We start from the raw sequence: 16,021 nt of genomic DNA, 5'->3' as shown, positions 1-16,021 counted from the left end.
AGGTCTGCGGTGCACCCCAACCTGTAGGAGCGTGGCTTGCCCGCGAAAAACGATGACGCGGTGCATCAGGGGTTACGCGGTGCCTGGTTCGCCGGCAAGCCTGGCTCCCACGTCAAAACTGCACATCCAGGATCACACTGTCCAGGTAGCTGCCTGCCGGCGGCGTCGCCTGATCGGAATACACCTTGGCGTTGTAATTGAACACCTGGCTGCCGGTCCCGGTCCCTGCCCCGGGGTTGATGTCGGCATCGCTGCTCGCCCGCCGGGCACTGGTCAGGGCGCCCCAGCGCACGGCACTCGCGCTTTTGAAGATGTCGTAGCTGATGAAGTTGCCCACACTCGACTTCATCCGCCGCCGCCCGCCCACACTCACCGGGTTCAGGCCGTCATTGAGCCCGACGGTGTACAGGCTGCCCTTCGTGCACGACAGGCTGACACTCTGATTGACCGCGCTGAACCCGCTGATCACCGGTGCGCTGCCGAAATTGATGGCTGGCGTGGTGATCTGGCAGTCGTTGGTTACCGTCAGGCTGACCGTGAGCGTGGTGGGCAGCTCGAAGCTCTGACGTCCCAGGCAAATGCCCAGCGCGCCGATGCCATAGCAATAGTTGATGTTCCACAGCACGGTAAAGGTCTCTTGATACAGCCCCGCAGCCACGTTGCTGCCGACCCGGGTTTTCAGGTAGATCGGCACGCTCTTGGGCGCGGTGCCATTGAGCAGCCCGAGGGCATCGATGATGCCGTTGCGGGCAAAGTCGTAAGGCTGCCCGCGGGTAATCGGGAAGTTGGTACTGTTGTTGGCATACAAGGTGTAACCGATCACATCACCCGTTGGCCCGACCAGGCCAGTGGTGGCGCCCGTCGGGGTAAAGGTGGCGTAAAAGTGGTCATCGGTGGCCAGCAGGCTGAGCAGCGAACCGGTGCACTGCAAGCCGGCGTTGGTGGTCGACGCCGACTGGATGGCCGTACGCACCAGCGTCGAGTTCACCGTACCAAAGGCCGCCGGCAACGTTGCCACCACCGAGCACAGGGCCTGCACCTGGCCGCAAACCAGCAACATCAACGCCGCCAGCAAGCGCTTCATTGACACACCAGGGGCCCGATCAGCGGCACCTGTTCCTGGTCACCCTCAACGCTGAACTGCACCCGGCACGTACCACCATCCGTGCGCTGTACCACCACGCTGTTGTGCTCAGCCAGGCCCTCCAGGTAGACCAGGCCATCCCAGCCCACCACGGTGCGCGCACCGCTCTGCTCATGCAGTACCTGGCTGCCCAGAGGCAGGTCATGCTGGCTGGCATCCACCAGGTGCAGGCTGGCCGCCAGCACCTTGCGCATTGGAAATTCCAGCAGGTAGCCGGTCCCCCGGCGCACCGCCACCCGCTGCTCGACCTGCGCCACCTGCACGGTGCTGGGCAACTCCATCGGGTCGACTTCGTATTTGCCGCGGTAGTAACCGCTGCTCCAGGGCACCAGCAGATGCCCGTTGCTGTCGGTGCGACCGATCAACTGGTTTTCATAGCGCACCGGCACATCGGCAAAGCCGTCGGTGCTGACCACCACGAAGGCATCGTCGATGCGGTTGGCGGCAAACACCCCGGCATCCATCCACACCAGCGAGCCACTGGCATCGGCCCAGCGCGTGGTGTCACCGCTGCTGCCATAGGCGCCCGCCTGCAGTTGCACCGATTGCAGGCGCCAGGTCAGGGCGGCCTGACGATAAGCCTCGCGATCGCCATCGGCGTAACCGAGGTTGAAGCCGACACCGCCTTGCGCCGGCACCGCGCGGCTGTAATTGACCCGCTGCAGGTTCTCACCGTTCTGGTTGCGTTCCACGCTCATGCTCAAGGTGCCGCGCAGGTCGAACGGAATGACCCACTGCGCCTGCACCGCCCACTGGCTGTCGCCGACTTCGCGGTTGGCCGACAGGTACAGACTGCTGTTGCCCCACAGCGGCTTGCTCCAGCTCAGGTTGATCAGCCGGGTGCGGCTGTTGTCACCGGCGCGCACGTCGAAGTAGCCCGCGCCAAGGCTGCCGTAACGATCAAGGTTGAGGCTCAGGGTGACCTGCTCGCTGCGCTGGCTCAAGCGTGTATAGGGGCTGTCGACCAGGGTCAGGTCGGCGTAGTCGCCACGCCGCTGTAAACGCTGGTAGTTGAAGCCCAGGCGCGGGCTGTTGTACTGGTAACCCAGACTCAATTGCTGGCCGCTGCGACCGTCAAAGCGACTTTGGCTGACGGCACTGTTGACCAGCCCCCAGTTACCGACCTGCAGGTTGCCGCCCACGCCGCCCAGGGCCAGCGACTCGGACGCTTCGGCATGGCTTTCCAGAGTGAATCGGTCACTGACGCCATAACGCAGGCTGGCAGCCGTCACACCCGGTCCATAGGCAAAGTCGCGCAAGGCGTAGTCGCGGCGCAGGCTGCCGGCGGCCACGGAAAAATCGCTAAGCCCCTGCTGCAGCAAACTGCTGGTGACGTAGAACGGCAAGGTGGTCGACACCTGCCGCCCCAGGGCATCGGTGGTCACCACCACCGCTTCACCGGCGCCATTGATGAAAGGCACGTTGGTCAGGGTGTAGGGGCCCGGCTGCAGCTCGGCACTGGAGCTTTTGTAGCCATTGATGAACAGGTCCAGCGACGAAGGCACCGCGGCCTCACCAGCGAAAGCCGGCAAGGGATAGGTGACCAGGTCCGGGCGCACGCCGAAATCGCGCGACAGTTGCACGCCACCCAGGCGTACGGAGCTGGTCCAGGGCAACGCACCGCTCAGGACATCGCCCACCTCCCAGGTCAGCAGACGCGGCTCGTCACTGTAGCGCCAGGTGGTGTCATAGCGGCGAAAGCCGGTCTGGCTGTCATCGTACTGGCTGCCGCCCAACGCCTGGCGCCACTGGCCGGTGCTCGACAGCGTGCCCCAGCTGTCAAACAGGCGCAGCTCATTCCAGGCCGCCAGGTAGCTGCCGCCATTGTCGGTATCGTTGTAGTACACGTCATAGTTGAACAGCGCGCCAAAACTGCTGCGTGCATCACTGGCCGGGGCAAGTTGGCGATTGCCGATGGACTGGCTCGGCAACCAGGCGGCGGGCACCTGAACGAGCAGGCGCTGACCCTGGCTGTCGTATTCGCTGTGCAGGCCGTCGATACTGTCCAGCGCCACTTCTTCGGCGTGCAGCCCCGGCACCTGGACGCCGGCGGCCTGCAGGTCGGCAGTCGCCATGTACAGACGACCGGCACGTTGCTGCACCGCCACCAACGCCGTACTACTCATCTGGTTGACCACCAGTTCCAGGTACAGCTGGGCCTCGCCTACCGCCTCCAGCGTCGGTGGCGGCGGTGGCAGTTCGTTCGCCAGCAGTCGACCGCCGCCGAGCATCAGCAACGCACAGGCTGTCAGCGCCAGCGGGCGTGGCGTGACTGAAAAAATGCTCACACACCGTATCCATCCATTACCGGGTCCTCCCTGGCCCCAGTGACTGCGGAATCAGAGGCTGTTCATTGCCCCTGACTGAGGGTCTGCGCCGGCTCCTGCCCGTTGACCCGTCCCTTGAGTACCGATGCTGCGTTCATCGCTTGCGGCACCGGCCAGCGCATGCTCGCGCCGGGCAGTACATAGCCGAGCAGGCCGTCGACCAGCGGCTGGTGCTGCCCGCCTTGTTGCAGCACCACATCCGTCAGGCGTGCGTGCACAGGCCCGGTGTTGCGGATTTCCACGTACGGACGACCCTGCACCGACACCTGACGCCAGGTCAGTGCCGGCTTGCCAACACCACTGGAATCGCGCTGGCCGCTGGCATCGGGTTTGCCCCACAGCCCCTGGCCGTAGACGAACAACGGCACCGAATAGCGCATCTGGAAGCGGATCGCGGCCTGCGGTTTGTCGGCAGCGGCGGCGTCGGGCAAGGCCGGCGGGATCTCGTCGATGATGATCCGGTAGGCTTGCTCCTGGCCCACCGGCGATGCACCGGTGCGGGTCAGGCGGATCAGCTGCTTTTGCCCCGGGGCGATGTTCGCCACTGGCGGGCTGCCGATGATCTCGCGCTGGGCCTGGTACTGATCGTCGTAGTCGCCCTGGCGCCAGGCAAATACCCGTACCTGCAGGTTGGCCGGTGCGGTGCCACGGTTTTCCAGCCACAGCGCCCCGGCTTTCTGGTCCGCCTCAAGCACCGGATCGATTGGCCAGATCAGCACCGACGTTGCCGCCTGCAACGGCGTAGTACACAACAGCGCCAGGGTGCAGCCGATCCGTGCAATCAGCCCACAACGCGAACCCACGCGTGCCTTCATTCATAACCTCCTTGGTCACCCACGCTTTCCATTTGGCCCGTTCACCAGGTCAGCACCACCTGCACCACATCGGTGTAGTTGCCTGCGGGCAGGTTGCCGGTCAGCTGCGCCCGTGCGTACACCGGCAGCTTGATTGCATTGGCATCGCTGTAGGTCACAGCCACGCTTTGATTGATGCCGAGGGTCTGGCTGAAGCCGGCATCGCGGAACAACTGGTAGGCCACCAGTTGTGTGCCGGTATTGCGTTTGAGATTGCGACTGGCGCTGGCGCTGTTTTGCCCCGCATCAATACTCATGCTCAGCGCCACCCCCGGGGTGCATTGCAAGGTCACCGTGATGCCGCCGAGTGCGGTACTCACCGGGCCGCTCTGCAGCGCTGAATAGCTGCCAAAATCCAGCGTGCCGTAATTGCTCACCCCACCCAGCACCAGGCAGCCGGCGACCACCTGGGCACTGACCTGAAAGGTACTGGCAAGGTCCCCCTGCACGGTTGCTGACACCCCGCACATCAGCGTCGCCAGCATCCCTTGCAGGGCGCGCTGCATGCGTCAAAAACTCAGCTCGACGTTCACCGTGTCGGTGTAGACACCCGCCGGCAGGCCGGCCTTGCCCTTGGCCAGGCCGTAAAGATTGACCGACTGCGCCACACCGGTGCTGGTCGGCAGGGTGATGGTGCCGTTGATCGCCAGCAGTTGCGAGTGGCCGGCGTCGGTGTAGAAGTCGTAAGGCACAAAGTTGCCAGCGCCATCGGCCAGCGCCCGTGTACCGCCCGCGGACTGCGAGTCGTGGGCGCCGGTGCCGATTTTCACCACCGGTACCGTGCCACTGGAGCAGAGAATGCTCATCGCCCCGCCGCCACCGCCCCGCACCTGCGCGGGTGCCTGGGTGAACAGCGCATCCTGGGTGCCGAAATTCAATGCCCCGAAGTTCACCCCGGTACTGCCGGTTGCACCATTGACCTGACAGCTGGCAATCAGCGTCAGGGTTGAGTTGATCTGCCCGGTGACGGTCGCCGCCTGGGCTTGCGTACACAATGCCAGGCCAATACCGGCGTAGATGAAGCGGGAAATGATCGGCTGCATGAGTCTCTCCTTGCGTGTTACCAGTCCAGGGTCACCATCAGGGTGTCGCGGTAGATGCCGGCCGGCAGCGCCTTGGGGTGGGCGATAACCGCGCCATAAATGGGTATGGGGATCTGCGCGGCGCTGCTGACGGAAAAGTTGCGTTGCTGGCCAATGCCGTAACGCGCCCTGCCCGACGGATCGGCAGACAGTTGGTAGGCAATCAGTTCGCGGCCGTTGCTCAAGCGGCGGGTGGCGCCGTCACCGTTGGCGCCGCCGTTGATGCTGACGGTAAAGGCACGCACCGACGGGTTGCAGCGCACCTGCAGGCGGCCGTCACCGGCCACTTCGTCCAGGCGTGAGTGCAGCGGATTGACCCAGCTTGGGCCCTGGCTGCCAAAGTCCAGCACCCCCGCCCCGGACGGTTCGATACCGCCGCCGGGCTCACCGCTGATCTGGCACGCGGCGCTGATGACCAACTGCGCCTGGATGTGTCCGGTCATGGCCGCCAGGGCATCGGGTGCCACCAGCAACAAAGGGCCGATACCCAGCATCAATACGCTGTTCATACTGCCAGTTCCTTTAGCAGTGACCTGGTCAGGCGCTCACCAGGTGACGGTTACTTTAAGCAGGTCCGAGTAGCGCCCTACGGCGGGTATCTCGGCCAATCGGTCGATCCGGGCGTACAGCGGCAGCGCTGCCGATCCGCTGGAAGGCACCCGGGCATGCTGGACCTCACCGACCGGCAACGGCATACGCCAGGCGGGGTCCTGATACAGACGATAGGGAATGGGGCGTGCCGCAGGCTGGTTGCTGGCCAGGTAGCGCACCTCGCCGACGCCACCGTGCTGGCCGGCATCAACCGCAACCTGATAACTGGTGTCCGGGTTGCATTCAAGACGCGGGGGACGCAGGCTCAACAGCTGACTGGTCAGGGGGCCGGCAGGGTCATCCAGGCGTGCGGTGGCACCGAAGTCGAGTACGCCAACCGCCTGAGCGCCGGCATCGCGGGGTTGATGAACCAGTACACACCCGCGCTGTACGTCCACTTTGACTTCAACCATGAATTCGGCGCCGGCTGCGCTGTCGGCAATGACCAGCAAGAGCAACGCCGCCAGAGAACGTCCCTTCACCATCCCGTCCTTTCATTACAGACTTGTTGTGACCGTGAGGGTAGCAGCCGAGGGGGAAGCCGCCAGCCGGCGGAAAAATGTACAGAGCAGTACATATTGGGTAAATTAGCCACCGTCGCTCAAGCGGGTGCCAGCTGCCCGCTACCCCCAAGGAGCCCGTTTTGCCTGCCCTTCCGCCTTCCTGGATGCGTTCGCCGCTGCGCATCATGCGCCAATTTTTTGGTGATCGTTCCGTTGACGCCGTCGGTCAGAATTCCGCCGTTCGTCAGTATTTTCGCGAAAAAGCCGCAGCCCAGGGTTTCACCTTGAGCCCTGGCCAGGTGCAGGTGATCGACCACATGGCCGTTCAGGCCGAACGACTGGGCAGTGGCCAGGCCCGCAGCCTGTACCTGTATGGCGCGGTCGGACGCGGCAAGAGCTGGCTGCTGGACGGGTTCTTTCAATGCTTGCCCGCAACGCACAAGCGCCGCCTGCATTTTCACGACTTCTTTGCACGCCTGCACGAGGGCATGTTCGAGTACCGTGCCGAGGACGACGCCCTCGCCTGCACCCTGGATGCACTGCTGATGGAGTGCCAGGTGCTGTGCTTTGACGAGTTCCATGTGCACGACATCGGCGATGCCATGCTCATCACCCGCCTGTTCCAGGCGTTGTTCGAGAGACGCATCTTCGTGCTGGTGACATCGAACTACGCGCCGCACGGGCTGTTGCCCAACCCGCTCTACCATCAGCGTTTCGAACCCGTCATCCGCCTGATCAACAGCCAGATGCAAGTGCTGGAGGTAGGCGGCGAACAGGACTTTCGCAGCTTGCCCGGCACGGCCAGCCAGCAACGTTTTACCCAGGGCCACTACCTCTGGCCGGGTAGCCACGAGCAGCGTCAGGCGCTGAACCTGCCGCCACCGACGAACACCTCTCTACCGTTGCAGGTAGGCAAGCGCCAGTTGCAGGCCAGCTTTATCCAGGGCAATACCGTAGGGTTCAGTTTTACCCAGCTGTGCGAGCAGGCCACCGCCGTGATTGATTACCTGGCGCTGGTGGAGCATTTCGACCACTGGATCATCGACGGGCTTCCGTGTCTTGAAGACTGCTCGATTGCCGAGCAGCAGCGCTTTATCAACCTGGTAGACGTGCTCTACGACCAGGACAAGCACCTGGTGCTGATCGGTGCCGCACCGCTGACGCACAGCCTGCTCGGCTCGGCCAGTGACCTGGCGCGCACGCGCAGTCGCCTCGGTCAGCTCAGGCAGGCGCAGCCCGCAGCCTGCCCGGCCTGAGCGCCGGGCAGACGCGCGCACTCAGGCGGTACGGGCGAAGCAGGCCAGCACGGCTTCGATCTCGCCGAGCACTGCCGGATCGTCCAGCGTCGACGGCGGGGTATAAGCCTGCTGGTCGGCGATCTTGCGCAGCACCGCGCGCAGAATCTTGCCGGAGCGGGTCTTGGGTAGGCGCTTGACCACCCGCACCTGGTTGAAGCAGGCCAAGGCACCGATGTGCTCACGCACGCTGGCCACCAGCTCGCTTTGCAGCGCGGCCTCGCTGATGCCCTGCCCGTCCTTTAGCACCACCAGTGCCAGCGGCACCTGACCCTTGATGTCATCATGCACGCCGATCACCGCGCACTCGGCCACCGCACTGTGGCGGGCCACCAGGTCCTCCATTTCGCCGGTCGACAGGCGATGGCCGGAGACGTTGATAACGTCGTCGGTGCGCCCCATGATGTAGACGAACCCGTCGTCATCCAGATAACCGCCATCGCCGGTGTGGTAGTAGCCCGGGTAGGTCGTCAGGTAAGCGTCCAGGTAGCGCTGGTGATCGCCCCACAGGGTCTGGCTGCACCCCGGTGGCAATGGCAAGGCAATGACAATGGCGCCTTGCTGGTTGGCGTCCAGCAGCTGACCGTCGTCATCCAGCACGCGCACGTGATAGCCCGGCACTGCCCGGTTGCTTGACCCCGGCCGCGCCGCGCTGCCGTCGAGGCCGACGCAAGGTGCAGTCACCGGCCAGCCGGTTTCGGTTTGCCACCAGTGATCGTGCACCGCCTTGCCGCTGACCGATTCCAGCCATTGATGGGTACTGGAATCCAGTTTTTCACCGGCCAGGAACAGCTGGCGCAGGGAGCTGAGGTCGTAGCGGCGCAGCAGCTCGCCGTTGGGGTCCTCCTTGCGGATCGCGCGCATGGCCGTCGGCGCGCAGAACAGGCCGTTGACCCGGTATTGCTCGACCACCCGCCAATAGGCGCCGGCGTCCGGTGTACGGATCGGTTTACCCTCATAGAACACCGTGGTACAGCCATTCATCAGCGGGCCGTAAACAATCAGCGAGTGACCGACCACCCAGCCGACATCGGAAATGCCCCACCAGATATCGCCCGCCTGCATGCCGTAGATATGGCGCATGGCAAACCCCAGGGCCACGGCGTTGCCGCCATTCTCGCGCACGATGCCTTTGGGTTTGCCGGTGGTGCCGGAGGTGTACATGATGTACAGCGGATCAGCCGCTGCCAGTTCGACAGGTGCCACCGGCCTGGCGATGGCCACGGCGCTTTGCCAGTCCAGATCGCGGCCCTCTACCAGGGTCGCCATGGCGTGTGGGCGCTGCAGCACCAGCACCTTGCGCGGCTGATGGCTGGCCAGCTGCAAGGCGCGGTCAACCAGCGGCTTGTATTCGATCACCCGGTCGAACTCCAGCCCGCACGAGGCCGTCAGCAGCAAGGTTGGCCGGGCATCGTCGATGCGCAGGGCCAGCTCGTTGGCAGCAAAGCCGCCAAACACCACCGAATGCACCGCACCGATCCGCGCGCAGGCCAGCATGGCCATGGCCGCCTGGGGCACCATGGGCATGTAGATGATGACCCCGTCGCCCTTCTTTACCCCCAGTTCGCGCAGCAACCCGGCCAGGCGGGCCACCTCGTCGCGCAGTTGCACATAGGTGAACTGTTGCTGGCTGCCGGTCACCGGCGAGTCGTAGATCAGGGCGGTCTGTTCGCCACGCCCTTGCTCGATCTGGTGATCCAGGGCCAGGTAGCAGCTGTTTAGGCGTCCGTCGGCAAACCACTGGTGGGTGCCATCGGCGTTATCACTGAGGGTCTGCAGCGGCTTGCGGTACCAGGCCAGACGCTCGGCCTGTTCGGCCCAGAATGCAGCAGGATCGGCAATGGAATGGGCGTAGCTGTGCTGATAAGTCATCGATACTGAACCCTGAACTTGTTGTTATTTAAAAGGGCGAGAGTCGAGTATGGACCTGTGTGACGAGGCTGCCATATGACTTAAGTCTCATCGGATGTGCACAAATGCATGCCCCGCACCGGCGGATGACTGGCGGGCACTCAAGTCACCTGCTACGAACCGATTCCGCTATCATGGCGGCCGCTTTTTAATCGGACCTGCGTTCTCCACATGCACACCCTCACCGATCTCAAGATGGGCCGACTGGCCGGCATCACCCGGCTCAACCTGAGCGACGAGCTTGAACACTTCCCCCGGGAAATCTTCGACCTGGCCGACAGCCTGGAAATCCTCGACCTGACCGGCAATCGCTTGAGCGCGCTGCCTGATGACCTGGGGCGCCTGCACCGGCTCAAGGTGCTGTTCTGCTCGGACAACCGCTTTACCCACGTGCCTGAAGGCGTCGGCCAGTGCCCTGCACTGGAAATTGTCGGATTCAAGAGCAACCGCATCGAGCAGCTCAGCCCGAACGCCCTGCCCAAGCGCTTGCGCGCCCTGATACTGACCGACAATTGCCTGAGCCAGTTGCCCGAGGCACTGGGTGACTGTGCAGACCTGCAAAAGATCATGCTGGCCGGCAACCGCCTGCAGTCGCTACCCGCAAGCCTGGCGCGCTGTCAGAAGCTTGAGCTGATGCGCATTGCCGCCAACCAGATACCGGCCTTGCCGGACTGGTTGCTGCAACTGCCGCGCCTGGCCTGGCTGGCGTATGCCGGCAACCCGCTGCCGGCCCCCTTCTGCGCACCTGAGGTGCCTGGTGATTGTCCGCGTATCGACTGGCAACACGTGCGCCTGGCCCAGGTGCTCGGCCAGGGCGCTTCCGGGGTGATCCACCAGGCCCGCTGGCGCGAGCAGGACGAGCCGGTGGCGGTCAAGCTGTACAAGGGGCAGATGACCAGCGATGGCTCGCCACTGAACGAAATGGCCGCCTGTATCGCCGCGGGCGATCATCCGCAACTGGTGCGTCTGGCCGGGCGTATCGACAACCATCCCGAGCAACTGCCGGCACTGGTGATGCAACTGATTGACCCAAGCTGGTTCAACCTGGCCGGGCCACCGAGCCTTGCGTCCTGCACCCGTGACACCTACCGCGAGGAGCAGCGCCTGAGCCTTTCCAGTGTCACCCGCCTGGCCACCGCCGTGGCCTCGGTAGGCGCGCATTTGCACCGCCATGGCATCGCCCACGGTGACCTCTACGCGCACAACATCCTCTGCGACGACCACGGCGACTGCCTGCTCGGCGATTTTGGTGCAGCGTCGTTTTACCCGCAGGACGGCAGCGCAACAGCGGCCGCATTGCAGCGTATCGAGGTGTTGGCATTCGGGGTGTTGCTGGGGGAACTGCTGTCACGTTGCGAGACGCAGTGCGAGGCGTTGCAGGCATTGCAACGCGCCTGTGTGCAGCCCGAGGTACGGCTGCGGCCGGAGTTTGCCGAAATCTGCCAGCGCTTGGGCTGATCCTCCATCGTCGGCAGCGCCGACGATGGAGGTTTGAATCAACCTGCCAGACCTACGTACACGTTCTGTACGTCGTCGTTGTCATCGATGGCGTGCAGGAAGGCTTCGACTTCAGCCATCTGCTCATCGCTCAAACCGCTGACCGGGTTCTTCGGGGTGTAGCCGATTTTCGCCGAAATAACGGTGAAGCCCTGGCCCGGCAAAGCTTTCTGCACGGCGTCCAGGTCGGTGGTGTCGGTGATGAACAGGGTCGCGCCCTCTTCTTCGCCTTCTGCAACATCCTGGGCGCCCGCTTCGATGGCAGCCATGTCCGGATCGGCATCCGGTGTGTTCGGCGTGGCTTCGATCAGGCCGACGTGGTTGAAGTCCCACGCGACCGAACCCGAGGTGCCCAGTTGGCCCTTGCGGAACAGTACGCGGATCTGCGCCACGGTACGGTTGACGTTGTCGGTCAGGCACTCGACGATCAGCGGCACCTGATGCGGGGCGTAGCCTTCATAGGTCACGGCGGTGTATTGCACTGCATCGCCGTCAAGCCCGGCGCCCTTGCGGATCGCCCGCTCCAGGGTCTCGCGGGTCATCGAGGCCTTTTTCGCCTGCTCCACGGCAAGACGCAGGCGTGGGTTCATGTCCGGATCAGCGCCGGCTTTCGCGGCGATCTGGATCTCCTTGGACAGCTTGCCCATGATCTTGCCCTTGGCGTTGGCGGCTGTTTCTCTATGCTTGGCTTTCCACTGTGCGCCCATCTCGACTCTCTTGTTTCAGGTGCCGGTTCAGGTAGCGACCGGCCAAAGTGGCGAGCAGTTTATACGCAACGCAAGCCGTCGACAAAAAAACCCTTCAGCCTTTGTCGGCCTTGCCTGCGGCGGCGGCAAATCGCGCCAGGCGCACGTCGAGGTGGCGCGGGCGGCGGCCATTGTCCTCCGCCTGCTCCTTGCGACGAATGGCATTGCGCACCATCAACGACCCCAGGTAGCGGATCGGCTCAGGCGGGAAATACCCCAGCGGGCCATTCACCAGCGGCGAGCGGGTCCAGGCATTGTCCAGCCCCAGCGCCAGCGACGAGAGGATCTGCCCGCCCATGTGACAAGGGCCGACACCGCTGCCCGAGTAGCCAAAACCGTAGAACACGTTGCCATGCCCGCCCAGCCGGCCGAAAAACGGCAGGCCGGTCACCGAGCGGTCCGAAGGACCGTTCCAGGTCGCCGCTACCGGTACTTCGGCCAATGCCGGAAAGAACTCGCCCAGGCTACGGCGCAACAACGCGGCGTAGGGAGACGGCTGGTCAAATACCGGCAGCATGCGCCCGCCAAAGGCAAAGGTGTTTCCGCCCTTGCCGAGCATCAGCCGCCCGTCGCTGGTGTTGTGGTAGTAGTGCACGAAAATCCGCGAATCCAGCACGCTGACGCCACTGGTCAAGCCAGTCTGCTGCAGCAACTCGGGTTGCGGCTCGGTGATGATCATGTCGCTGGAGACGATCGCCACGCTGCGTTCAAACTGCGGAAAGGCCCGTGCCATCCAGGCGTTGAGGCCCAGCACCACACGGTCCGCGCGAATGCCGCCGCCCGCCGTTTGCACCACCGCCTGCGGCCCTTCCTCCAGGCCGGTCATGGCGGTGCCTTCAAACAGCCGCACGCCCTTTTGCAGCGCGACCCGGCGCAAGCCGCGCACCAGCTTGCCGGGTTGCACCGTGGCCGCCGCTGGCGAAAACCAGCCTTCCAGATGCCTGGTAGAGCCCGCCAAACGCTGCACCTCGTCCACCGGCAAGCGCTGGAAGGAGTTGATGCCCTGGCGCTCCAGAGCGGCAATCACGCCGTCCGTGGCGCCCATCTGGGCGCGGTTGGTGGCGGTGTACAAGGTACCGTCAAGCCGGTAGTCGGCTTCGATGCCGTGTTCACGGCAAAAATCACCGATGGCATAAATGCTCTGCTCCGAGGCCTGGACCAGGCGCACTGCCTCCTCCCGGCCGAACAGGCGCTCGAGAGTGAAGTACTTGGCCGACCATGACAACGCGCAGCCGCCGTTGCGCCCACTGGCCCCGGCGCCGCAGATGTCGGCTTCGATCAACACCACATCCAGCGCCGGCTGCTGCACTTTGAGCATCACTGCCGTCCACAGGCCGGTGTAGCCACCGCCGACAATACACACGTCACAGCGGGTATCGCCGCGCAAGGGCGGGCATGCGGGCGCGTCTTCCTGATCCAGCGCCTGTTGCAGCCAGAAGGGTCTCATGGTCGGTTTCCTCACAGTACTCAGGTACGCAGTGGTTTGATGGCCATGGCGGTGTTGGGCACGACCGCCGGGGTATGCTCGGCTGTCGCCGGGCGGCTGTTCCAGTGCGGTACCAGCACCAGTGCCGAGAACAAGGCGCAACCGGCGAAGACGATGAACACCGTGACGCCGTCAAAATACCCCGGCAACAGCCCGCCGAGGATCGCCCCCACCGAACCGCAACCGTTGACGAAACCGGCTGCAGTCGCACCGGCTTTGGCGGTACCGAAGTCGATGGCCGCCGCACCACTGATCATCGAGTCCGGGCCGTACAGGGTCAGGCCCATGACAAACAGCAAGGCCACCACCAGCATCACGCTGCCGCTCTGCATCGCGCCCATGAACAGCGCCAGTACCACGGTGAGTACCAGCAGGCTGATCACGCACGCCGGCATGCGCCGCGCGCCGAAGAGTTTGTCCGAAGCCAGGCCGATCATGATCGGGCCCAGCAAGCCGGCCAGCTCGAAGGCGGTCGGGATGATCGCTGCCCCCACCTTGCCCACCGACGGCATCTGCTCGAAGACGATCACCGGCCCCCAGAGCAGAATGGCGTAGCGCGCCGGCTTGAGCATGAAGTAGGCCAGGCCCAGGGTCAGCACCGTGCGGTTGCGCAGGATCTCGCGCAAGGGCGCCCAGATGCTGCACAGATTGGAAGCCGGCACCATGCTTTCAGGCTCCGGCTCTACTGCCGGCAGGCCGACGTCTTCGGGTTTGTTGCGCTGCAGGAAGAAGAACAGCACCGCCACCAGCGCCACCACGGCAGCACTGGAATAGAACGCCGCATGCCAGGTGCCGATCAGGGTATAGGCCCACCACCCGGCGAACGGCGAAGCCACCAGGCCGCCGAAGGCATAGCACGAACTCCACAGCCCCAGTACCCGCCCGCGCTGGGACGAGGGAAAGAAGCTGCCGATGTTCTTGCACAAGCCCGCCCAGCCCGTGGACTGCGCCAGGCCTTGCACCAGCATGCAGGTGGCAAAGATCGGGAAGGTGGCGTAGCTGCCCATGACCAGCGCGGCGGCGGCGGAAATCACCAGACCGCCCAACACCACGACCCGTGGCCCGAAGCGGTCGGCGAGCATGCCCCAGGTAAACTGCCCCACGGCATAGGCCGCCAGGTAGATAGCGTCGAGGTTGGCCATGGCCATTTTGTCGAGGGTAAAGCTTGGGTCTTCGCCGATGCCCAGTTTGGCCACCGAGAAGGCTTTGCGGGTGAAGTAGAACGCGGCGTAGGCAATCCAGGTAATGGCAAAGATCTGCACGCGCCAACGTTTGATGTCTGCACTGAATGTATTCATGGTGACTCTGACCTCGGAGCTTGAGTGTGCCGGCAGAATTTGAAAAAACGCCTGTCTTGTTCTTGTGTTGCGCACTGCGTGGCGGCCGGTCGGGGCCGTCACCTGGTCAGATGGAACTGGAGCATGCGGGTATTGTTATGCCTTGTCAGCCAGGTCCATGACCCACCAGTCACTGCAGCTGACGGGGCGGGCTGGATGAGATAGAAACAATTACTGACTGATAAATAAAATCGATTTATCGTATTACACAAATAAGCTCAGCTTGTAACAGGTGCTGCGATGTCGGTTTCCCATGCTCAGTTGAAAGCTTTTCATGCCGTTGCCCTGCACGGCAGTTTCACCCGTGCTGCCGAACGGCTGTTCCTGACCCAGCCGGCGATCTCCGACCAGGTGCGCAAACTGGAGGAGCGCTTCGGTGTGTTGCTGTTTCACCGCAACAAGCGTTCGGTGCAACTGACCGATCTGGGGGAGCGTCTGCTGGGCATCACCCAGCGCCTGTTCGCCTGCGAAAGCGAAGCCCATGAACTGCTCCAGGACTCCCGCGCGCTGCAGACCGGCACCCTGGTGCTGGCAGTGGATGCGCCGGTGCATGTGCTGCCGCAGATCGCGCAGTTCTGCCAGCAGTACCCGGGGATCAGCGTCAAGATCGAAACCGGCAACACTGATGAGTCGCTGGTGCGGCTGTTCAACTACCAGGCTGACCTTGCACTGCTGGGCCGCGATGTGGATGACGAGCGCCTGCTCTGTGTGCCGATGCGCAGCGACCCGATGGTGGCGTTTGTTTCCCACAATCACCCGTGGGCCAGCCGTGGCTCGATCAGCCTGGCCGACCTGGATGACACGCCGATCGTGCTGCGCGAACCGGGTTCGGTGACCCGCCAGACCCTCGAAGAAGAGATGCAACGGGCGGGCCTGCGCATTCGCCCGGCGATCCAGGTCGAAGGCCGGGAAGCGGCGCGCGAGGCGGTGGTGGTCGGCATTGGCGTGGGGGTGGTGTCGGCCGCCGAATTCGGCGCCGCTGCCCGGGTGTGCGCTTTGCCGATTGTCGATTGTCAGCGGCGCCTGACTGAAACCCTGGTGTGCTTGCGCGAACAGAGTTCACGGCGTCTGGTGGCGACGTTTCTGCAGATGGTGCAGGACAGCCTGTAAACCCGCGTCGCGGCATTGCGACCGCTGCGCGCTCGATCGCCGGGGGCGGGGGGGGGGGCCCGACGCGGGGGGGAGGGGGGGGCGCCGCGGGGGGAGGGACCAACGCCGCCGCCGCCCGGGCCGGCGCCGGCCGCGGGG

General features: G+C 64.2%; 14 protein-coding genes. 3 read left to right on the top strand and 11 right to left on the bottom strand.

What is annotated here, in order from left to right:
* Positions 1-112: 112 nt before the first annotated feature.
* The 7 genes from I5S59_RS09845 to I5S59_RS09815 form a co-directional block, all read right to left on the bottom strand.
* On the bottom strand, positions 113-1,084 hold the full coding sequence (locus tag I5S59_RS09845) for a spore coat U domain-containing protein (RefSeq protein WP_197876418.1): 972 nt from the start codon (positions 1,082-1,084) through the stop codon (positions 113-115).
* Positions 1,081-3,375, bottom strand: a complete 2,295-nt coding sequence (locus I5S59_RS09840; RefSeq protein ID WP_197876542.1) for a fimbria/pilus outer membrane usher protein — start codon at positions 3,373-3,375, stop codon at positions 1,081-1,083. The genes I5S59_RS09845 and I5S59_RS09840 overlap by 4 nt, the downstream gene beginning before the upstream one ends.
* A 119-nt stretch (positions 3,376-3,494) precedes the next feature.
* The gene (locus I5S59_RS09835) at positions 3,495-4,286 is read right to left on the bottom strand and encodes a molecular chaperone (protein WP_197876417.1); all 792 of its coding nucleotides are present in this window, start codon (positions 4,284-4,286) and stop codon (positions 3,495-3,497) included.
* Positions 4,287-4,327: 41 nt separating this feature from the next.
* Positions 4,328-4,819 carry a spore coat U domain-containing protein gene (locus I5S59_RS09830; protein ID WP_420066451.1) on the bottom strand — a complete coding sequence of 164 codons (492 nt, stop codon included), beginning with the start codon at positions 4,817-4,819 and terminating at the stop codon, positions 4,328-4,330.
* A gap of 15 nt (positions 4,820-4,834) precedes the next feature.
* Positions 4,835-5,368, bottom strand: a complete 534-nt coding sequence (locus I5S59_RS09825; RefSeq protein ID WP_197876415.1) for a spore coat U domain-containing protein — start codon at positions 5,366-5,368, stop codon at positions 4,835-4,837.
* A 17-nt stretch (positions 5,369-5,385) separates the two neighbouring features.
* Positions 5,386-5,916 carry a spore coat U domain-containing protein gene (locus tag I5S59_RS09820; protein ID WP_197876414.1) on the bottom strand — a complete coding sequence of 177 codons (531 nt, stop codon included), beginning with the start codon at positions 5,914-5,916 and terminating at the stop codon, positions 5,386-5,388.
* A 36-nt stretch (positions 5,917-5,952) separates the two neighbouring features.
* Positions 5,953-6,480, bottom strand: coding sequence for a spore coat U domain-containing protein (locus tag I5S59_RS09815; protein ID WP_197876413.1), 528 nt, complete (start codon positions 6,478-6,480; stop codon positions 5,953-5,955).
* Between the two features lie 161 nt (positions 6,481-6,641).
* On the opposite strand from I5S59_RS09815, the gene zapE reads away from it, so the two are divergent.
* Entirely contained in the window at positions 6,642-7,757 is a 1,116-nt protein-coding gene (gene zapE, locus I5S59_RS09810; RefSeq protein ID WP_420066449.1) for a cell division protein ZapE, read from the top strand.
* A gap of 21 nt (positions 7,758-7,778) precedes the next feature.
* On the opposite strand, the gene I5S59_RS09805 is transcribed toward zapE, so the two are convergent.
* On the bottom strand, positions 7,779-9,668 hold the full coding sequence (locus tag I5S59_RS09805) for a propionyl-CoA synthetase (protein WP_197876412.1): 1,890 nt from the start codon (positions 9,666-9,668) through the stop codon (positions 7,779-7,781).
* 210 nt (positions 9,669-9,878) lie between these two features.
* Between I5S59_RS09805 and I5S59_RS09800 the strand changes: the two genes are divergently transcribed.
* Positions 9,879-11,165: a leucine-rich repeat-containing protein kinase family protein gene (locus tag I5S59_RS09800; protein WP_197876411.1), complete on the top strand. Its 1,287-nt coding sequence runs from the start codon at positions 9,879-9,881 to the stop codon at positions 11,163-11,165.
* Between the two features lie 38 nt (positions 11,166-11,203).
* On the opposite strand, the gene I5S59_RS09795 is transcribed toward I5S59_RS09800, so the two are convergent.
* The 3 genes from I5S59_RS09795 to I5S59_RS09785 all read right to left on the bottom strand — a co-directional run bounded on the left by I5S59_RS09795 (position 11,204) and on the right by I5S59_RS09785 (position 14,734).
* Positions 11,204-11,911, bottom strand: coding sequence for a YebC/PmpR family DNA-binding transcriptional regulator (locus I5S59_RS09795; RefSeq protein ID WP_197876410.1), 708 nt, complete (start codon positions 11,909-11,911; stop codon positions 11,204-11,206).
* A gap of 94 nt (positions 11,912-12,005) precedes the next feature.
* Positions 12,006-13,397, bottom strand: coding sequence for an FAD-dependent oxidoreductase (locus I5S59_RS09790; RefSeq protein WP_197876409.1), 1,392 nt, complete (start codon positions 13,395-13,397; stop codon positions 12,006-12,008).
* Positions 13,398-13,417: 20 nt separating this feature from the next.
* Positions 13,418-14,734: an MFS transporter gene (locus I5S59_RS09785; protein WP_197876408.1), complete on the bottom strand. Its 1,317-nt coding sequence runs from the start codon at positions 14,732-14,734 to the stop codon at positions 13,418-13,420.
* Positions 14,735-15,013: 279 nt separating this feature from the next.
* Between I5S59_RS09785 and I5S59_RS09780 the strand changes: the two genes are divergently transcribed.
* Entirely contained in the window at positions 15,014-15,883 is an 870-nt protein-coding gene (locus I5S59_RS09780) for a LysR substrate-binding domain-containing protein (protein WP_197876407.1), read from the top strand.
* Positions 15,884-16,021 lie beyond the last annotated feature (138 nt).

It is taken from the genome of Pseudomonas alkylphenolica (assembly GCF_016009175.1).
In the GTDB taxonomy this organism is placed as follows: Bacteria; Pseudomonadota; Gammaproteobacteria; order Pseudomonadales; family Pseudomonadaceae; genus Aquipseudomonas; species Aquipseudomonas alkylphenolica_B.
Note: the sequence above shows the minus strand (reverse complement) of the source record. Positions and strands in the feature narration are given on the sequence as shown.